The sequence below is a fragment of the Arthrobacter sp. zg.Y820 genome, assembly GCF_030125555.1.
GTDB lineage: Bacteria > Actinomycetota > Actinomycetes > Actinomycetales > Micrococcaceae > Arthrobacter_B.
The window spans coordinates 15,374-30,105 of the sequence record NZ_JASKLX010000008.1; the positions used below are offsets into that span (position 1 = coordinate 15,374).

Annotated in this window: 15 protein-coding genes; 7 read left to right on the forward strand and 8 right to left on the reverse strand. The window is 66.7% G+C overall.

Annotation, left to right across the window (positions count from 1 at the left end; genetic code table 11):
• Positions 1-70 precede the first annotated feature (70 nt).
• Both QNN99_RS07580 and QNN99_RS07585 read left to right on the forward strand, forming a co-directional pair.
• On the forward strand, positions 71-1,219 hold the full coding sequence (locus QNN99_RS07580) for a zinc-dependent alcohol dehydrogenase (RefSeq protein ID WP_229965860.1): 1,149 nt from the start codon (positions 71-73) through the stop codon (positions 1,217-1,219).
• A 13-nt stretch (positions 1,220-1,232) separates the two neighbouring features.
• Positions 1,233-1,835 (forward strand): hypothetical protein, encoded by a 603-nt coding sequence (locus tag QNN99_RS07585; protein WP_229965861.1) that lies wholly within the window; start codon positions 1,233-1,235, stop codon positions 1,833-1,835.
• Between the two features lie 117 nt (positions 1,836-1,952).
• On the opposite strand, the gene QNN99_RS07590 is transcribed toward QNN99_RS07585, so the two are convergent.
• Together QNN99_RS07590 and QNN99_RS07595 are read right to left on the reverse strand one after the other, a co-directional pair.
• The gene (locus QNN99_RS07590) at positions 1,953-2,507 is read right to left on the reverse strand and encodes a Clp protease N-terminal domain-containing protein (protein WP_229965862.1); all 555 of its coding nucleotides are present in this window, start codon (positions 2,505-2,507) and stop codon (positions 1,953-1,955) included.
• Positions 2,500-2,745 (reverse strand): helix-turn-helix domain-containing protein, encoded by a 246-nt coding sequence (locus tag QNN99_RS07595; protein ID WP_229965863.1) that lies wholly within the window; start codon positions 2,743-2,745, stop codon positions 2,500-2,502. Before QNN99_RS07595 ends, QNN99_RS07590 begins: the two co-directional genes overlap by 8 nt.
• A 133-nt stretch (positions 2,746-2,878) precedes the next feature.
• Between QNN99_RS07595 and QNN99_RS07600 the strand changes: the two genes are divergently transcribed.
• Together QNN99_RS07600 and QNN99_RS07605 are read left to right on the forward strand one after the other, a co-directional pair.
• Positions 2,879-3,862: a DMT family transporter gene (locus QNN99_RS07600; protein ID WP_229965864.1), complete on the forward strand. Its 984-nt coding sequence runs from the start codon at positions 2,879-2,881 to the stop codon at positions 3,860-3,862.
• 50 nt (positions 3,863-3,912) lie between these two features.
• Positions 3,913-4,992 carry a tartrate dehydrogenase gene (locus QNN99_RS07605; protein ID WP_229965865.1) on the forward strand — a complete coding sequence of 360 codons (1,080 nt, stop codon included), beginning with the start codon at positions 3,913-3,915 and terminating at the stop codon, positions 4,990-4,992.
• A 4-nt stretch (positions 4,993-4,996) separates the two neighbouring features.
• Here QNN99_RS07605 and QNN99_RS07610 read toward each other — a convergent pair whose 3' ends face one another.
• Complete coding sequence (locus QNN99_RS07610) at positions 4,997-6,163, reverse strand: isocitrate/isopropylmalate dehydrogenase family protein (RefSeq protein WP_229965866.1); 1,167 nt, start codon at positions 6,161-6,163, stop codon at positions 4,997-4,999.
• A gap of 138 nt (positions 6,164-6,301) precedes the next feature.
• The gene (locus QNN99_RS07615) at positions 6,302-7,204 is read right to left on the reverse strand and encodes a LysR family transcriptional regulator (protein ID WP_229965867.1); all 903 of its coding nucleotides are present in this window, start codon (positions 7,202-7,204) and stop codon (positions 6,302-6,304) included.
• A 141-nt stretch (positions 7,205-7,345) separates the two neighbouring features.
• On the opposite strand from QNN99_RS07615, the gene QNN99_RS07620 reads away from it, so the two are divergent.
• Complete coding sequence (locus QNN99_RS07620; protein WP_229965868.1) at positions 7,346-8,974, forward strand: SLC13 family permease; 1,629 nt, start codon at positions 7,346-7,348, stop codon at positions 8,972-8,974.
• A gap of 10 nt (positions 8,975-8,984) precedes the next feature.
• On the opposite strand, the gene QNN99_RS07625 is transcribed toward QNN99_RS07620, so the two are convergent.
• The gene (locus tag QNN99_RS07625) at positions 8,985-9,548 is read right to left on the reverse strand and encodes an AAA family ATPase (RefSeq protein WP_229965869.1); all 564 of its coding nucleotides are present in this window, start codon (positions 9,546-9,548) and stop codon (positions 8,985-8,987) included.
• 91 nt (positions 9,549-9,639) lie between these two features.
• On the opposite strand from QNN99_RS07625, the gene QNN99_RS07630 reads away from it, so the two are divergent.
• Positions 9,640-10,482 (forward strand): alpha/beta fold hydrolase, encoded by an 843-nt coding sequence (locus QNN99_RS07630; protein ID WP_229965870.1) that lies wholly within the window; start codon positions 9,640-9,642, stop codon positions 10,480-10,482.
• Positions 10,483-10,536: 54 nt separating this feature from the next.
• On the opposite strand, the gene QNN99_RS07635 is transcribed toward QNN99_RS07630, so the two are convergent.
• A complete protein-coding gene (locus tag QNN99_RS07635; RefSeq protein WP_229965871.1) occupies positions 10,537-11,352 on the reverse strand; it encodes a lysophospholipid acyltransferase family protein in 816 nt (271 codons plus the stop codon).
• A gap of 136 nt (positions 11,353-11,488) precedes the next feature.
• Between QNN99_RS07635 and QNN99_RS07640 the strand changes: the two genes are divergently transcribed.
• A complete protein-coding gene (locus tag QNN99_RS07640; protein WP_229965872.1) occupies positions 11,489-12,454 on the forward strand; it encodes an alpha/beta fold hydrolase in 966 nt (321 codons plus the stop codon).
• On the opposite strand, the gene QNN99_RS07645 is transcribed toward QNN99_RS07640, so the two are convergent.
• Positions 12,414-13,205, reverse strand: a complete 792-nt coding sequence (locus QNN99_RS07645; protein ID WP_229965873.1) for a glycosyltransferase family A protein — start codon at positions 13,203-13,205, stop codon at positions 12,414-12,416. The genes QNN99_RS07640 and QNN99_RS07645 overlap by 41 nt on opposite strands.
• 121 nt (positions 13,206-13,326) lie before the next feature.
• A complete protein-coding gene (nhaA, locus tag QNN99_RS07650; protein ID WP_229965874.1) occupies positions 13,327-14,706 on the reverse strand; it encodes a Na+/H+ antiporter NhaA in 1,380 nt (459 codons plus the stop codon).
• Positions 14,707-14,732: the final 26 nt, after the last annotated feature.

The window sequence follows — 14,732 nt, forward strand, 5'->3', positions numbered from 1 at the left end:
CCGGGGAGGCAGTCTGGTGAATCCATCAGGGGGCTTTCAAAAGCAGCATGCTTCGAAACCGGGGAGACAGATGAGGTCAATGGTGTACCGCGGACCGTACAAGGTCCGGGTCGAAGAAAAGGACATCCCGCGGATTGAACATCCCAATGACGCCATTGTGCGTGTGACAGCGTCCGCGATCTGCGGATCTGACCTGCACCTCTATCACGGCATGATGCCGGATACCCGGGTGGGGACCACCTTTGGGCACGAGTTTGTGGGGGTGGTCCATGAGGTTGGCTCCTCGGTGGAGCACCTGAGCGTCGGCGACCGGGTCATGGTTCCCTTCAACATCTACTGCGGATCGTGCTACTTCTGCGAGCGCGGGCTCTACTCCAACTGCCACAACGTGAACCCGAACGCCACCGCAGTCGGTGGCATCTACGGGTACTCCCACACCTGCGGCGGGTACGACGGCGGCCAAGCCGAATTTGTGCGGGTCCCGTTCGCGGATGTGGGACCCACGCTGATTCCGGACTGGATGGACGAAGAAGACGCGGTGCTGCTTACTGATGCCCTCCCCACCGGATACTTCGGTGCCCAGCTGGGTGGTATCAGCGAAGGCGACACCGTCGTCGTCTTCGGTGCCGGCCCGGTGGGGCTGTTTGCGGCCAAGTCGTCCTGGCTCATGGGCGCCGGCCGGGTCATCGTCGTCGATCACCTGGAATACCGGCTGGAGAAGGCCCGCACTTTTGCGCACGCGGAGACCTGGAACTTTGCCGAGTACGAGGACATCGTGGTGGAAATGAAGAAGACCACCGATTACCTCGGTGCCGATGTGGTGATCGATGCGGCCGGGGCTGAGGCGGACGGCAGCTTCCTCCAGAACGTCACTGCCTCTCAGCTGAAGCTGCAGGGCGGGTCGCCGGTGGCCCTGAACTGGGCGATTGACTCGGTGCGCAAGGCAGGCACGGTGTCAGTGGTGGGCGCCTACGGCCCCATTTTCAGCGCGGTGAAATTCGGTGACGCCCTGAACAAGGGCCTGACCCTGCGGATGAACCAGTGTCCGGTCAAGCGGCAGTGGCCGCGGCTCTTTGAGCACCTCCGCAGCGGCTACCTCAAACCCAGCGACATCATCACGCACCGCATACCCCTGGAGCATGCAGCGGAGGGCTATCACATGTTCTCCGCCAAGCTCGATAACTGCATCAAGCCGCTCCTGATCCCCAGCGCGTACTGAAGGCGAGGAAACAATGTCCGAAACACCGAGCACGCCGTATCTCGCCGGACAGGGACAGCGAAAAGTCAGCAGTGATCAGTTGCGGCAGCGCATCCCCGGCTGGGGCGCCGATCTGGATCCCGGCGACCGGCCCTCTGTCCCGAAGGAACGGATGGACCTGCCGACAGGCGCACACTGGGACTTCCCGGAACGGCAGGAGGAAAGGCAGCCGCGCGAACGTTCCATCGAGCACCAGTTCCTGACCCCCGTGTTCGGCACCTCCGTTCCGTTGAAGGGCCTGTCGGGTTCAATGCGCCGCTATGCCTACAAATACAGTGAGGCGCGGGCGGCCCACTGGCTCATCCTGATCGCCGCAGACCGGGTCGACGCCGGCGGCAGCCACCTGCGTTCCTTCCTCACCCTGCACCCGGACAATCCCCTCACCGAAACCGGGATCCTGAGCGAGTTCACCCGTCACGGAATTTCCTCCCGATTCGGCAAGAAGCGCGCAGATCTCAAGGGACAGGCGCTGGCGCCGGTGTTCGTGGCCGGACCGTGGATCCTGGCCGCCGCCGCCGCCTTTGCCGCTGCCCGGGTCCTGGCCCGGGCAGCCCGGAACCGGGCAACCCGGGCCTAACCTGGTTGGGCCTAGTCGGGTTGGGCCCGTTCGGGTTGGGTTCAGCCTAGGGTCCGCCGCCCGACGGCGGACCCTAGGCTGCGCCCGACCCTAGCCGCCCGACGCCGCCGCCCGCCCCTAGGCGGCCCGTCCGAGCTCCCGGAGTACTTCGGACCGCACCCGGGCGGGCTCGGCGCCCAGGGCCCTGAGCGTGCGTGCTGCCTGGTCGTTGTCCCCGGCCACCATCCCCAGCAGGAGGTGCTCGGCACCAATGACTTTGTCCCCCAAGGCAATGGCCTGCCGCAGGGACTGCTCCAGGACCGCCTTGGCCGAAGCGGTAAACGGAATGTGTCCTCCGCTGCGCCGGCCCAGCAGGCCCGAACGCCGATGCCGGGGCTGGTCCAGGGCGCCGGGGCCGAAGCTGGCTTCAGCACTTGTGCGGATGGCTTCCAGATCCACGCCAATGGCCTCGAGCGCCTGCGCGTCGGCGGCCCCGAGCCCCTGGGCCCGCTGCGCCACGGCATCATGCCCGATGCCGAGCCGGTGCAGGGCCCTGGCGGCAGGATTGTCCCCGCCGTCAAGGATGCCGAGCAGAAGGTGGTCGGCGGTAATTTCGTGGTCTCCCAGCTGCCTGGCCTGCTCCTGTGCTCCAATCACGGCCGCACGGGCAGCCGGTGAAAAACGTTCAAACATCGTGTTCTCCTCTCTCCGCGGACACTGCCACGCGCCCCGCGTGTTTTTTGTGCACTGCCTGTTTGGAAACTCCGATGGCGGCGGCGATCTCCGCCCACGACCAGCCCTGCCTCCGGGCGTTCTGCACCTGAAGGAATTCCAGCTGCTCCACCAAGCGCCGCAGAGCCGCCACCGCACGCAGCCCGACGGCGGGATCCCGACTTGTTCCGTTGCCGATGAGGTCACTTTCTGGTTCCATGCCGTCAGCCTAGGTTGACGGCATCGGCGCGTCAACCCTTGTTGCCAAGTGAATCCGTCCGTCTTCAGGGCCGGCCGGGGCGCCGACCGGCTGCCGGCCGTGATGCCCGAAGCTGCCTGCCAGAATGGAAGGCATGAATGAGCCCCGCGGACACCAGCCTTCCCCGGTCCGCAGCGCAATGTTGGGGGCACTCTTTGTGCTGGCCGCATCGGTGCTGTGGGGCACCACCGGAACAGCGGCGACCTTCGCACCGGATGTCGGTCCGCTGGCCATCGGCGCAGCCGCCATGGGAATCGGCGGGGTGCTGCAAGCCGTGACCGCGGTTCCCCTGCTCCGGGCCGCCCGCCTTTCCCTGCACGCCCACCGCTGGACCGTGCTCCTGGGCGGCGGCGCCGTGGCGGTCTATCCGCTGGCCTTTTACTCATCGATGCACCTGGCCGGAGTCACTGTGGGCACCGTGGTCAGCATCGGTTCGGCTCCGCTGGCCTCGGCAGTGCTCGAACGCATCGTTGACGGCCGGCGGATGACCCTTCGCTGGGTGGCGGGAGCAGGTGTCGCGATCGCCGGAACAGTGCTGCTGTGCCTGGCGGAGGCCACGGCGGCAGCGGGCGACGACGGCGAACGGCAACCGGACGCCGTCGTCGCCGGCGTCCTGCTGGGGCTGGTGGCGGGTGCCACCTACGCGCTGTATTCCTGGACCGCTCACCGGCTGATGAATCGGGGAATCCCGTCCCGTGCGGCGATGGGAGCGACCTTCGGCACCGGCGGGCTCCTGCTGATGCCGGTCCTCGCGCTGACCGGTGCCCCGCTGCTGGCCTCCGGGACCACCGCGGCTGTGGGTCTTTACCTGGCGCTGGTGCCGATGTTTGCCGGCTATCTGTTCTTCGGCTGGGGCCTGGCCCGGGTCCTGCCCAGTACGGCGACCGCCATCTCGCTGGCGGAGCCGGTGGTGGCGGCGGTGCTTGCCGTCGTCATTGTCGGCGAGCGCCTGATCCCGGCGGGCTGGACGGGTGCGGCGCTTGTCCTGGCCGGGCTGCTGGTTCTCATCCTTCCGGTGCGGCGGCGACTCCCCGCATCCGGCGCCAACCACTCGGAAGCCAGCCGGCAGCACCGCTAACGGCGTCATCCGTCTTTGACTTTGGGCCTCCCTTACCGTGGGATGGCATCATGACGAAGAATTACCGCATTGCCCTGATTCCCGGCGACGGAATCGGCCATGAAGTCCTGCCTCCAGCCTGCGCCGTGCTCGACGCCGTCGCGCGCCGCCACGGGATCAACCTGACCTACGACGAGTTCGACTGGTCCTGCCGCCGGTACCTGGCGGAAGGAGCCATGATGCCCGAGGACGGGCTGGACTCCATCCGCGGACACGATTCCATCCTGCTGGGCGCGGTGGGCTGGCCGGGGGTGCCGGACCACGTCAGCCTGTGGGGGCTGCTGATCCCCATCCGGCGCGAGTTCCGGCAGTACGTCAACGTGCGGCCGATCAAGGTCCTGCAGGGAGTTCCCAGCCCGCTGCGTTCCGAACTGACCGATCCCGGGGTCGACTTTGTGGTGGTCCGCGAGAACAACGAGGGCGAGTACTCGGAGATCGGCGGCCGCCTGAACCGCGGACTGCCCTCTGAAATGGCCATTCAGGAATCGGTGTTCACCCGGCAGGGCGTCACCCGGATCCTGGACTATGCCTTCGATCTGGCCGGGCAGCGCCGTGGCGTGCTGACTTCGGCGACCAAGTCCAACGGCATCATCCACACCATGCCGTTCTGGGATGAGCTGGTGCGTGAACGCGCAGCGGACTACCCCGGGGTGCAGTGGAACTCGGAGCATATCGATGCCCTGGCGGCCAAGGTGGTCCTGAATCCGTCCCGCTTCGACGTCATCGTGGGATCAAACCTCTTCGGTGACATCCTCAGCGACCTGGCAGCGGCGATTGCCGGCAGCATCGGGATTGCCCCGTCCGCCAACCTGAACCCCGAGCGGGAGTACCCCTCCATGTTCGAACCGGTGCACGGGTCAGCCCCGGACATCTTCGGGCAGGGCATCGCGAATCCGCTGGGCGCCATCTGGTCCGCCTCCATGATGCTGGATCATTTGGGCCACCCGGAAGCCGGAGCCGAGGTGCTCGAGGCCGTCTTCGGCGTGCTGGCCGACTCGCCGGTCCGGACCCGGGACCTGGGTGGCACCGCCGGCACCGAGGAGTTCACCCGTGAGATCCTGGCCCGGATCGGGTCCGGAAGCACGGTCTGACCTCCTAGGCGGACTCCGGCGGTACGGAGGAGAGCTTCAGGGCGTCGATCACCGCGGCCGTGACCTCCTCCGTGCCGGCAGTTCCGCCCACGTCCCGGGTGCGGATTCCGGCGGCCGTGACGGACTCGATGGCGGCTTCCACGCGCCGGGCGGCAGCTGGAAGCCCCAGGTGGTCAAGCATCAGGGCGGCGCTGGCGATGGCGCCGACCGGATTGCTGATGCCCTGCCCGGCGATATCCGGCGCCGAGCCGTGCACCGGTTCAAACATTGACGGAAACCTGCGCTCCGGATTGAGGTTGGCGCTGGCCGCCAGGCCCAGGGAGCCGGCGAGCGCCGAACCCAGGTCGGACAGGATGTCCGCGAACAGGTTGGAGGCGACCACCACCGAGAGGTCTTCCGGGCGCAACACGAACTTGGCGCTCATGGCATCCACCAGCACGCTTTCCGTCCGGACATCCGGATAGTCCCGGGCGACCCGCTTGAACACGTCGTCCCACAGGACGGAGCCATACTGCTGGGCGTTGGACTTGGTCACGCTGGAGACCTTGCGGACGGCGCGGGTGCGCGCCAAGTCAAAGGCGAAGCGGATGATGCGCTCGCAGCCCTTCTCGGTAAACAGGGCTGTCTGTACTGCCACCTCATTGCCCGGGCCCCGCCCGGACAGGTTGCGGCCGCCCAGTCCGGCGTATTCACCCTCGCTGTTCTCGCGGACCACCACCCAGTCCAGCGGCACCCGGTCGGCCTTCCGCAGCGGTGATTCGATGCCGGGCAGGAACCGCACCGGACGAACATTGGCCCATTGGTCAAAGTTCTGCGTGATGTTCAGCCGCAGCCCCCACAGGCTGACATGGTCCGGAACGTTCTCCCAGCCGACGGCGCCGAAGTAAATGGCGTCAAACCCGCGCAGCAGGTTCAGGCCGTCCGGGTCCATCATGACCCCGTGCTCGGCATAGTATTCCGACCCCCAGGGGAAGTCTGTCCAGTCGAAAGCAAAGGGGCCCTGCGGCCCTAAGCCCGGAGGGGATCCCGGCCCGGATGCCGCGGCCGGTTCTTCAGCCACCGCGGACTGCTCCGCCACAACGTCGAGCACCTGCCGGCCCGCCGCGATGACTTCCTTGCCTACGCCGTCTGCCGGAATCGATGCGATCCGGTACACCCTCCGCTCAGGCATGCCCTGCTCCCTTCTTTCCGCACGCATTCGACTGCTCGCTCCCACTACACAGCTCACGGACAGGCAGCGTCCAAGACCGGATCCGGATCCGATGCATAGGTGTTCTCTATCCGTGCTGTCCGCTGGCCGTACGCGTCCCTAGCCGTGCGCCGCGGCAGGAACCGTCTCCGTTGCGGCGGCCACGGCGAGGAATGCGAGTGCGGCCGGGGTCAGCTCGGCGGCCCGGCTCAGGGCAGAGATGTGCAAGAGCGTTTCGGGCTCAAGCCGCACCGTCCGCAGTCCCGCCTGCCGGGCCAGCGGAGCCCACGCCGACGGCAGGACGGCATGGCCGATTCCGGCCAGGACCAGCGGCAAAATTGACGTCCGGTGTGCCACTTCGACGGCGATTTCGAGAGCAACGCCGTTGGCCAGGGCCTCATCCACCGCCCACCGCATCAGCGACCCGCGCTGCGAGACGATCATGCGGTGGCCGGAGAGCTCCTCCCATCCGACGGCTTCTCCGCCGGGCAAGGCCTCCTCCGGATTGAGGACCAGCATCAGCGGCTGCCGGCCCAGATGCAGGACATCAATGTCAGCGGCTCGGAACGGCCGGTCCGAGCCCAGCAGCCCAACTTCGGAGCTTCCATCCCGGACGGCAGCGACGACGTCGTCCTGGGTGAACGCTGCGTCAACGTTGACGGTGATCGTGGGATGGGTCCGGGCGTAGGCGGTGATGATCGAGGTCAGCGGCTCAATGGCCGGCGAGGGCATGGCTATGACATCCAGCCGTCCGCGGCGCATTCCCTTCAGCTCGTCGATCGCCGCGCGGGCTGCCTCCAGGTCGCGGACGACGACGCGCGCCGGGCCCACCAGCTCCCGGCCGGCCTCGCTGAGCACCACGTTGCGCCCCACCCGGTGAAACAGCGGAACGCCCAGGTCGCGTTCCAGGCTCTTGATCGTCTGGGACAGCGAGGGCTGGGCGATCAGCAGCCGTTCCGCGGCCCGGGTGAATCCCTGATGGTCAACGACAGCGAGAAAGTACTTGAGGTGCCTGACGTCCACGAAAGCTCCCTTGCATTCGGATGGACCATTTCCGGTGCGCAAACTATTGGTTTCTCCTATGGGTGAGTAGACAACAGGTTGTGGACGCGGCACAAGGCGCTGCTGCATAGTGAACGCATTCAACGAGGAAGGACCAGGATTGTGTATACGCAGCAGCCGGCTCCAACCGAAGATCCGGGCGCCCCGCAACGAACCGATGTCCGCGCCGCACTCCTGGGCGGAACCACTTTCCGCAGCCTGAGCGAGCAGACACTCTCTCCGCGGGAAGAGAAATTCGAACGGACCCGGCAGACGATCGGCCTGTTCCTGGCCCCCGTCGTCGCCGTCGTCTTCGCCTTGCTCCCCCTCAACCTGGAACGCCAGCAGCATCTGCTGGCCGCCGTGCTGCTGGGCGTGATCATCCTCTGGATCTGCGAGCCGGTGCCCATTCCGATTGGCGGGCTGATCGGCGTAGCGGCCATTGTCATCCTCGGAGTTGCTCCGGCCAGCGCGGTGCTGGCGCCGTTCGGATCGACAACCATTTTCACGTTTATTGGGGCGTTCATCCTGGCGCAGGCCATGCTCAAGCACGGCATTGCCCAGCGGCTCGCCTTTGCGGTGCTGTCGATGCCGGGGGTCGGCAAGTCCACCTACCGTGTGGTCATTGCCTTCGGCGTGATCACCTGCATGCTCTCGGCGTTCGTCTCCAATACGGCGACCGTGGCCATGCTGATGCCGACGGCGCTGGGCGTGCTGGTGGTCATCGCGCAGCTGATGCAGGACCGCGGCGTGGTCAAGACGGACTTCGATCCGCTGCGGCTGCGGATCGGCGCCGCCCTGCTGCTGATGCTCGCCTACGGGGCCAGCGTGGGCGGACTGCTTACCCCGGTCGGGTCGCCGCCGAACCTGATCGGCCGCGGGCTGATCGAGGAAGCCACCGGAGTCCGCATTTCCTTTGCCCAGTGGATGGCCATCGCCGCCCCCGTGTGCCTGGCAATGTTCGTGGTCCTGGCCCTGGTCATGCTGCTGCTGAACAAGCCGGAAATCCGCCGGCTGGAAGGCGTCGAAGAGTACGTGCGGGAGCAGCGGGAGGCCCAGGGCAAGATGTCCCGCGCCGAGGTCAATACGCTGATCGCCTTCGGAGTGACCGTCACGCTCTGGCTGGCGCCGGCGGTGGCGAGCCTCATCGGCGGCACCGAGTCCGAGGCCTACATCTTCCTCGACGACCGCCTCGACGAAGGAATCGTTGCGGTGCTGGGCGCCTCCCTGCTGTTCATCCTTCCGGTCAACTGGAAGCAGCGGCAGGCCACGCTGACCTGGTCGGACGCGGCGAAGATCGACTGGGGAACCATTCTGCTCTTCGGCACCGGCATTATCTTCGGGGCGCTGCTGGCAGAAACCGGACTGGCGGAAACCATCGGAAAGGGCGCTTCGGAAAACCTGAACATCACCAACGTCGTTGCCATCACGGTGTTCTCGGCCGTCCTGGCCATCATCATTTCGGAAACCACGTCAAACACTGCTTCAGCCGCCGTGATTGTGCCGATCGTGATCCCGCTGTGCCAGGCGATCGGCGTTGATCCCTTCGTGCCCGCGCTGGCCGCCACTTTTGCCGCCTCATTCGGATTCATGCTTCCCGTGTCCACTCCGCAGAACGCGATCGTCTACGGCACCGGTGCCGTGCCCATCACCCGGATGATCCGGACCGGCCTGTTCTTCGACGTTCTCGGTGCCATCCTGATCATCACGATTGTGCCGGTGATGATCGCCGTCGTGGGTATCGGCGGTTAGGGCCGGGCGTTCACGCGGGGTCCGGCACAGCCCAGCCGGTGCGCGACAGAACCTCGGCAGCGACGTCGGCCGCTGTCCGGCCGTCCGTGGGAATCCGGTGGACCCAGGCCGGGGTGTGCAGCTCCAGGGCGGCGGCGGCTTCCCGGCTCCGCAGCAGGTGTTCCTGCAGGGCGGAGCCGGATTCGCGCCCGGCCAGCCGGCGCTGCACGGTTTCGTCGGAGCCGCACAGCAGCACGGCGCAGATGCTTGGGCTGCCGCCCATGGCGGCTGCCAGTTCGGCCGTTTCACGGACCGAGACCGTGTTGGTGTAGATCAACCGGCGGTAGCCCAGGGCGCGGTAGTTCTGCCACATCACGGCAAGGTTTTGGGCTGCCAGGCCGCGGTCCCAGGGAACCGGATGTTTCCACGGAGCCGGATGCGCCAGGTCGAGGTTGTCCCCCTCGATGACGGCGTGGCGCACATCCAGCGCGGTGAGCAGGGAATGCAGTTCAAGGGCTGCGCTGGTTTTGCCCACTCCGGAGCGGCCGCCGAGGAAGAGCACCGCTGAGTCGGCCCCTGTGATTCCGTTATCCATCTGGTTCCCTTGTTCTTTGGACCCGCCGCCGCCAGAATCTTTCCAACCTTTTGCACCGCTACGCGGTGCACTGATGCTGAGAGGACCAGCCATGCCCCACATCACGGTAGGTACGGAGAATACCGGAGACATCGAGCTCCACTACGAGGACCACGGGTCCGGACAGCCTGTGTTGCTGATCCACGGCTATCCCCTGGACGGGGATTCCTGGGAACGCCAAACCCGGGCCCTGCTCGGCGGAGGCTACCGCGTCCTGACCTACGACCGGCGCGGCTTTGGACGCTCCAGCCACCCCACCACGGGTTATGACTACGACACCTTCGCCGATGACCTGGACGCGATCCTCACCGAGCTGGACCTGCAGGAGGTGGTGCTGGTCGGGTTTTCCATGGGCACCGGGGAGCTTGCCCGCTACGTGGGCCGGCACGGAACCGGCCGCATCAGCAAGCTGGCATTCCTCGCCTCGCTGGAACCGTTCCTGCTGCAAACCCCGGACAACCCGGCTGGCGTGCCGGCCGAGGTCTTCGAGGGCATTGCCGCGGCCGCACAGGCCGACCGCTACGCGTGGTTCACCAATTTCTTATCCGACTTCTACAACCTTCCGGAGAACCTGGGCACCCGCGTCAGCGAGGAGGCGGTGCGCGGGAACTGGAACGTGGCCGCCGGCAGCGCCCCGCTGGCCGCTTACGCCGTCGTGCCCTCCTGGATCACGGACTTCCGCGCCGACGTCGCCAAGGTGGGCGACTCGGGACTTCCGGTACTGATCCTGCACGGAACGGCAGACAAGGTCCTGCCCATCGATTCCACGGGACGGATGTTCTCAGCAGCCCTGCCGAAGGCACGCTACGTGGAAATCGAAGGCGCACCGCACGGCCTGCTGTGGACCCACACAGATGAAGTCAATGCGGCCCTGCTCGATTTCCTCAAGGACTAGCTGTAACTCAGCCAGGTACTGCGAACAGGTGCCCGGCCGGAACCGACCCTGCTTCTAGCCGGTGATCTTGTACTTTTTCCGGTCTTCTTCGTCCAGGATCAGCTGTTCCTCAACGGTCATGGCGCTGCCGCCGCGACTGACGGGCATCCACCACGCGCCGGGCTCGGGGGTCTCCGGGTACGTGTCGATGCAATGGTCCATGCCGTCCTGCAGGGTTCGCTGCAGCCGTTCGGTTTCTTCGATCACCGGAGCGTCAGGGGCCACCCTGATCATCGGGCTGACGTGCATCCGGACCGGTGTTTTCCAGACAGACTTCCGGCTCAGGCCGTGACCGCCGCGGGTGAGCATCCGGTGCCCGCCCCAGACCGAGATCGGGATGATCGGCACTCCGGCTTCGGCTGCCATGCGGACCGCTCCGGTCTTGAGCTTGCGGACGCTGAAGCTGCGGCTGACTCCGGCTTCGGGCAGTACGGCCAAATATTCGCCGCGGCGCAGGGCCGCCACCGACTCGGCGTAGGCGGCGGCGCCGTCGGACCGGTCCACGATGATGTGCTCGCACATCTGGCAGACAGCGTTGACGAACGGTTTGCGGGCGGCCTTCTTCGTGACCAGGAACCGCATGTGCGCCTTGAGCTTTTTCCAGACCAAGTACTCAGCAAACACGAAATCAAGGTAGCCAAAGTGCGTGATGGCCACGACGGCACCCTTGCCGGGAACCACCTTCCGGTTCAAGCCGGAAATCTCCTCATCTGCCGGCAGATTCTCCAGGCCGGAGGGAAGAACGGGAACACGGAACAACTTGATCGACAGCACGCCTGTCAGGACGATGGTGCGGTAGACGTACTTGTTGGGGGAAAACTTCAACGTCATCTCCTGTTTGCGTATTCCGGCGGGCCTCGATTCTATCGGTTCTGCAGCGGCTCTGCGGAACGGGCTTGCGGGGCCTGCGGGCCATTTGGCCCCGCCGCCCTGTCCCTCCAACCGCGGCGCGCGGTTATGGTTGGATATGGCATGGCGAATCCTGGCCCGGGCGCGCAGCGGCGGCGGTGCGGCAGCGGTCGCGGCGACGCAGACGGCAACCGCGGCAGCCGCTCCGGATGAGGCGGAAACCCTTGACGCGCGGCTGGGCGTGACGGATTGGGCAGTACACCCGGAGGGTTCCCGCGCAGCCTGGTTCCGGGCGCCCAGCGGCGATCTGGCACTGCTGACGATGGGCGCCGAAACCGATCCTCCGGTTGTTCTCGTTCCGGGAGTCATGGGGTCCAAGGAGGATTTCTCCCTGATGCTGCCGGTCATTGCAGCAGCGGGCTACTTCGTCCTCAGCTATGACATGGCCGGGCAATATGAATCAGCGGTAGCGGGCCCGGAGCAGCTGACGCCGCCGGGAACCCGCTACGGATATGAACTGTTTATTAATGATCTTGTGGCGCTCCTGGAGTCCCTGGGCGAGCCGGCGCATCTGCTGGGATACTCGTTCGCCGGAATAGTCGCCCAGATGACCCTCGTCCGGCGCCCGGACCTCGTCCGTTCACTGTGCCTGCTGAGCTGCCCGCCGGTTCCCGGGCAGAGCTTCCGCACCGTCAGCCGGGTGGGCAGGTTCAGTCCGCTCGTCAACGACAAGGTGCATGCTGACCTGATCATGTGGGGCATCCGCCGCAACTTCGTGCGGGTACCGGAGCCCCGGATGAAATTCATTCGCCGCCGGTTCGAGTACACGAGGAAGCAGTCGCTGCAGGACATCGTGGCACTGATGAAGCAGTCCCCGGACCTGCGCGGTCTCCTGGCTGCTGCACCGCAGCCCAAGCTGGTGGCGGTGGGCCGCGCTGACGTCTGGCCGCTGCACCTGCACAAAGCCCTGGCGGATTCGATCGGCGCCGGGTTTGCCGTTTACGGAACCGGTCACGCACCCTGCGAGGACGCGCCCCACCAGCTCAGCCGTGACCTTTTGGCGCTGTACGCGGCGGCGGAGTAGCCTTCCGTCCGGCCCGGCGCCGGTGCCGCAGCCGGTGCCGCTCGCGGAGCCGGCGGCCGGGAGGTTCGGCCCGGAAATCAACGTCGAACGTTTGGTAGGCCCGAAGGATGCGGCGGCCCAGGCCGCGCCAGCTGTAAAAGGGGCGGGCGGAGACCCCGACACGCAGCCGGGGATCATAAATGACCGACATGTCCGGGCGGATCTGGTAGCTCAGGTCAAGGTCATCGTGCACCTCCGGCCGGTCGCGGTGGACACGGTTCCGGAGGGCGGCCCACATCGGCGCGGGCAGGGCGAAATTCGATCCGAACAGGGGCGGGTGGCCCAGCAGCAGCCCGACCGCGCGGATGTATCCCCCGATATAGATGTTCCGGGCCACCCAGCAGGTGAAGCGGCCGGCGCCGTAGAAGTCTCCCGGACCGGTCACCGCCGTCAGCGGGCCGGACGAGGCGAGCCGCATTTCCACGCGTTCCAGCCACCGGGGCGGCGGAACCGAGTCGGCATCCAGCCGGGCCAGGATTTGGCCGCCGGCGGCGTCGAACCCTGCCGCCGTCGCACCGGCGATGCCGGGCACTTCCTGGTACACGCGGCGCACTCCCGCGGACGCGCAGACCGCGGCGGTGTCATCGGTGCTGCCGTTGTCCACCACCACGATTTCCTCCGGCGCCCGGGTCTGGCGGTCCAGGGCGGCCAGGCAGGCAGCCAGCATCGGGGCGTCGTTGCGGACCGGGATGACCACCGAGATAGTTGGCATGGTGCTCCGACTGTAGCGGGAGGCCACCCGGCGGGACCATGGTGCGGGCCCACCGGGGAACGGGCGGCGGCGGATTGCTCCCGCACGCCGGCCGCGGGCTCAGCACCCTCGGCGGGTGGGGTCAGCGGACGTTCGGGTGCTGGTAGACGTCGGGAACGCCGTCGCCGTCGTCGTCGGTGTTTTCCTCGTCCTCGATCGCACGGTAGTGGCGGTTGCGGCCGGTCAGCACCAGGGCGGCCAGCAGGGCTGCCAGCACAGAGGCGGCCAGGATGCCCACCTTGGCATGGTCATTGGGCAGGGTGCCCTGTCCAAAGCTCAAGTCAGCGACCAGCAGCGAAACGGTGAAGCCGATGCCGGCCAGCACCGCAACGCCGAAGAGGTCGATCCACTTGAACGAGGTGTCCAGCCGGGCGCTCGTGAGCTTCGTCAGCAGCCAGGTGGTGCCCAGGATGCCGATCGGCTTGCCCAGCACCAGCCCGGCGATGATGCCGAGGGCGACCGGATCGGCCAGCGAGGAAACAAAGCCGTTCCAGCCGCCCACCGCCACGCCGGCGGAGAAGAAGGCAAAAACGGGGACCGCAAAACCGGCGGACAGCGGGCGGAACCGGTGCTCGAAGATTTCGGAGAGGCCCGGGCCGGCCTCGGGTCCGCCGCTGGCCTTGCTGCGCAGCACGGGAACAGCGAAGCCCAGCAGCACACCGGCAACGGTGGCGTGGATCCCGGAGGAATGCACCAGGGCCCAGACGACGACGCCGATCGGCAGCAGGATGAACCACGCGGCGGAGGCTTTCAGGCGGAAGAACCGCCGGTACTTCTGTGCGAGGAAGGTGTAGAGTGCCAGCCCGGCGAGGGCCAGCAGCAGCGGCGTGACCTTCAGTTCCTCGGTGTAGAACACGGCAATGATGGTGATGGCCAGCAGGTCATCAACGACGGCCAGGGTCAGCAGGAAGATCCGCAGGGCAGACGGCAGGTGCGAGCCGATGATGGCCAGCACGGCCACGGCAAAGGCAATGTCGGTGGCCGTGGGAATGGCCCAGCCGGAGAGGGTTTCCGGGCTGCCGAGATTGACGGCGGCGTAGATGGCGGCCGGGACGATCACGCCGCCGGCCGCTGCCGCCACGGGAACGATCGCCTTGCTGAAGTTGCGCAGATCGCCGGCGACGAATTCCCGTTTAAGCTCCAGGCCCACCAGGAAGAAGAACACGGCGAGCAGGCCGTCGGCGGCCCAGGTGCCCAGGCTCAGTTTCAGATGCCACGGTTCGTAGCCGATCTCAAAGTCGCGCAGGGCGAAGTAGCTGCCGGAAATCGGTGAATTGGCCCAAATGATGGCGATGACGGCGGCTGCCACCAGCAGCAGGCCGCCAACGGTTTCCTTGCGCAGGATCTCGCCGATGCGGAGTTTTTCGGTGTAGCTGCCGCGGCTGAAGATGCTGGGGCCGCCGGAAGTGTTCGGGGCGTCGCCCGGGCCCGAAGCTGCTTCCGGGGAGGTGTTGGACTGCATGGGTGCTCCTGAAAAAGCGGTCGACA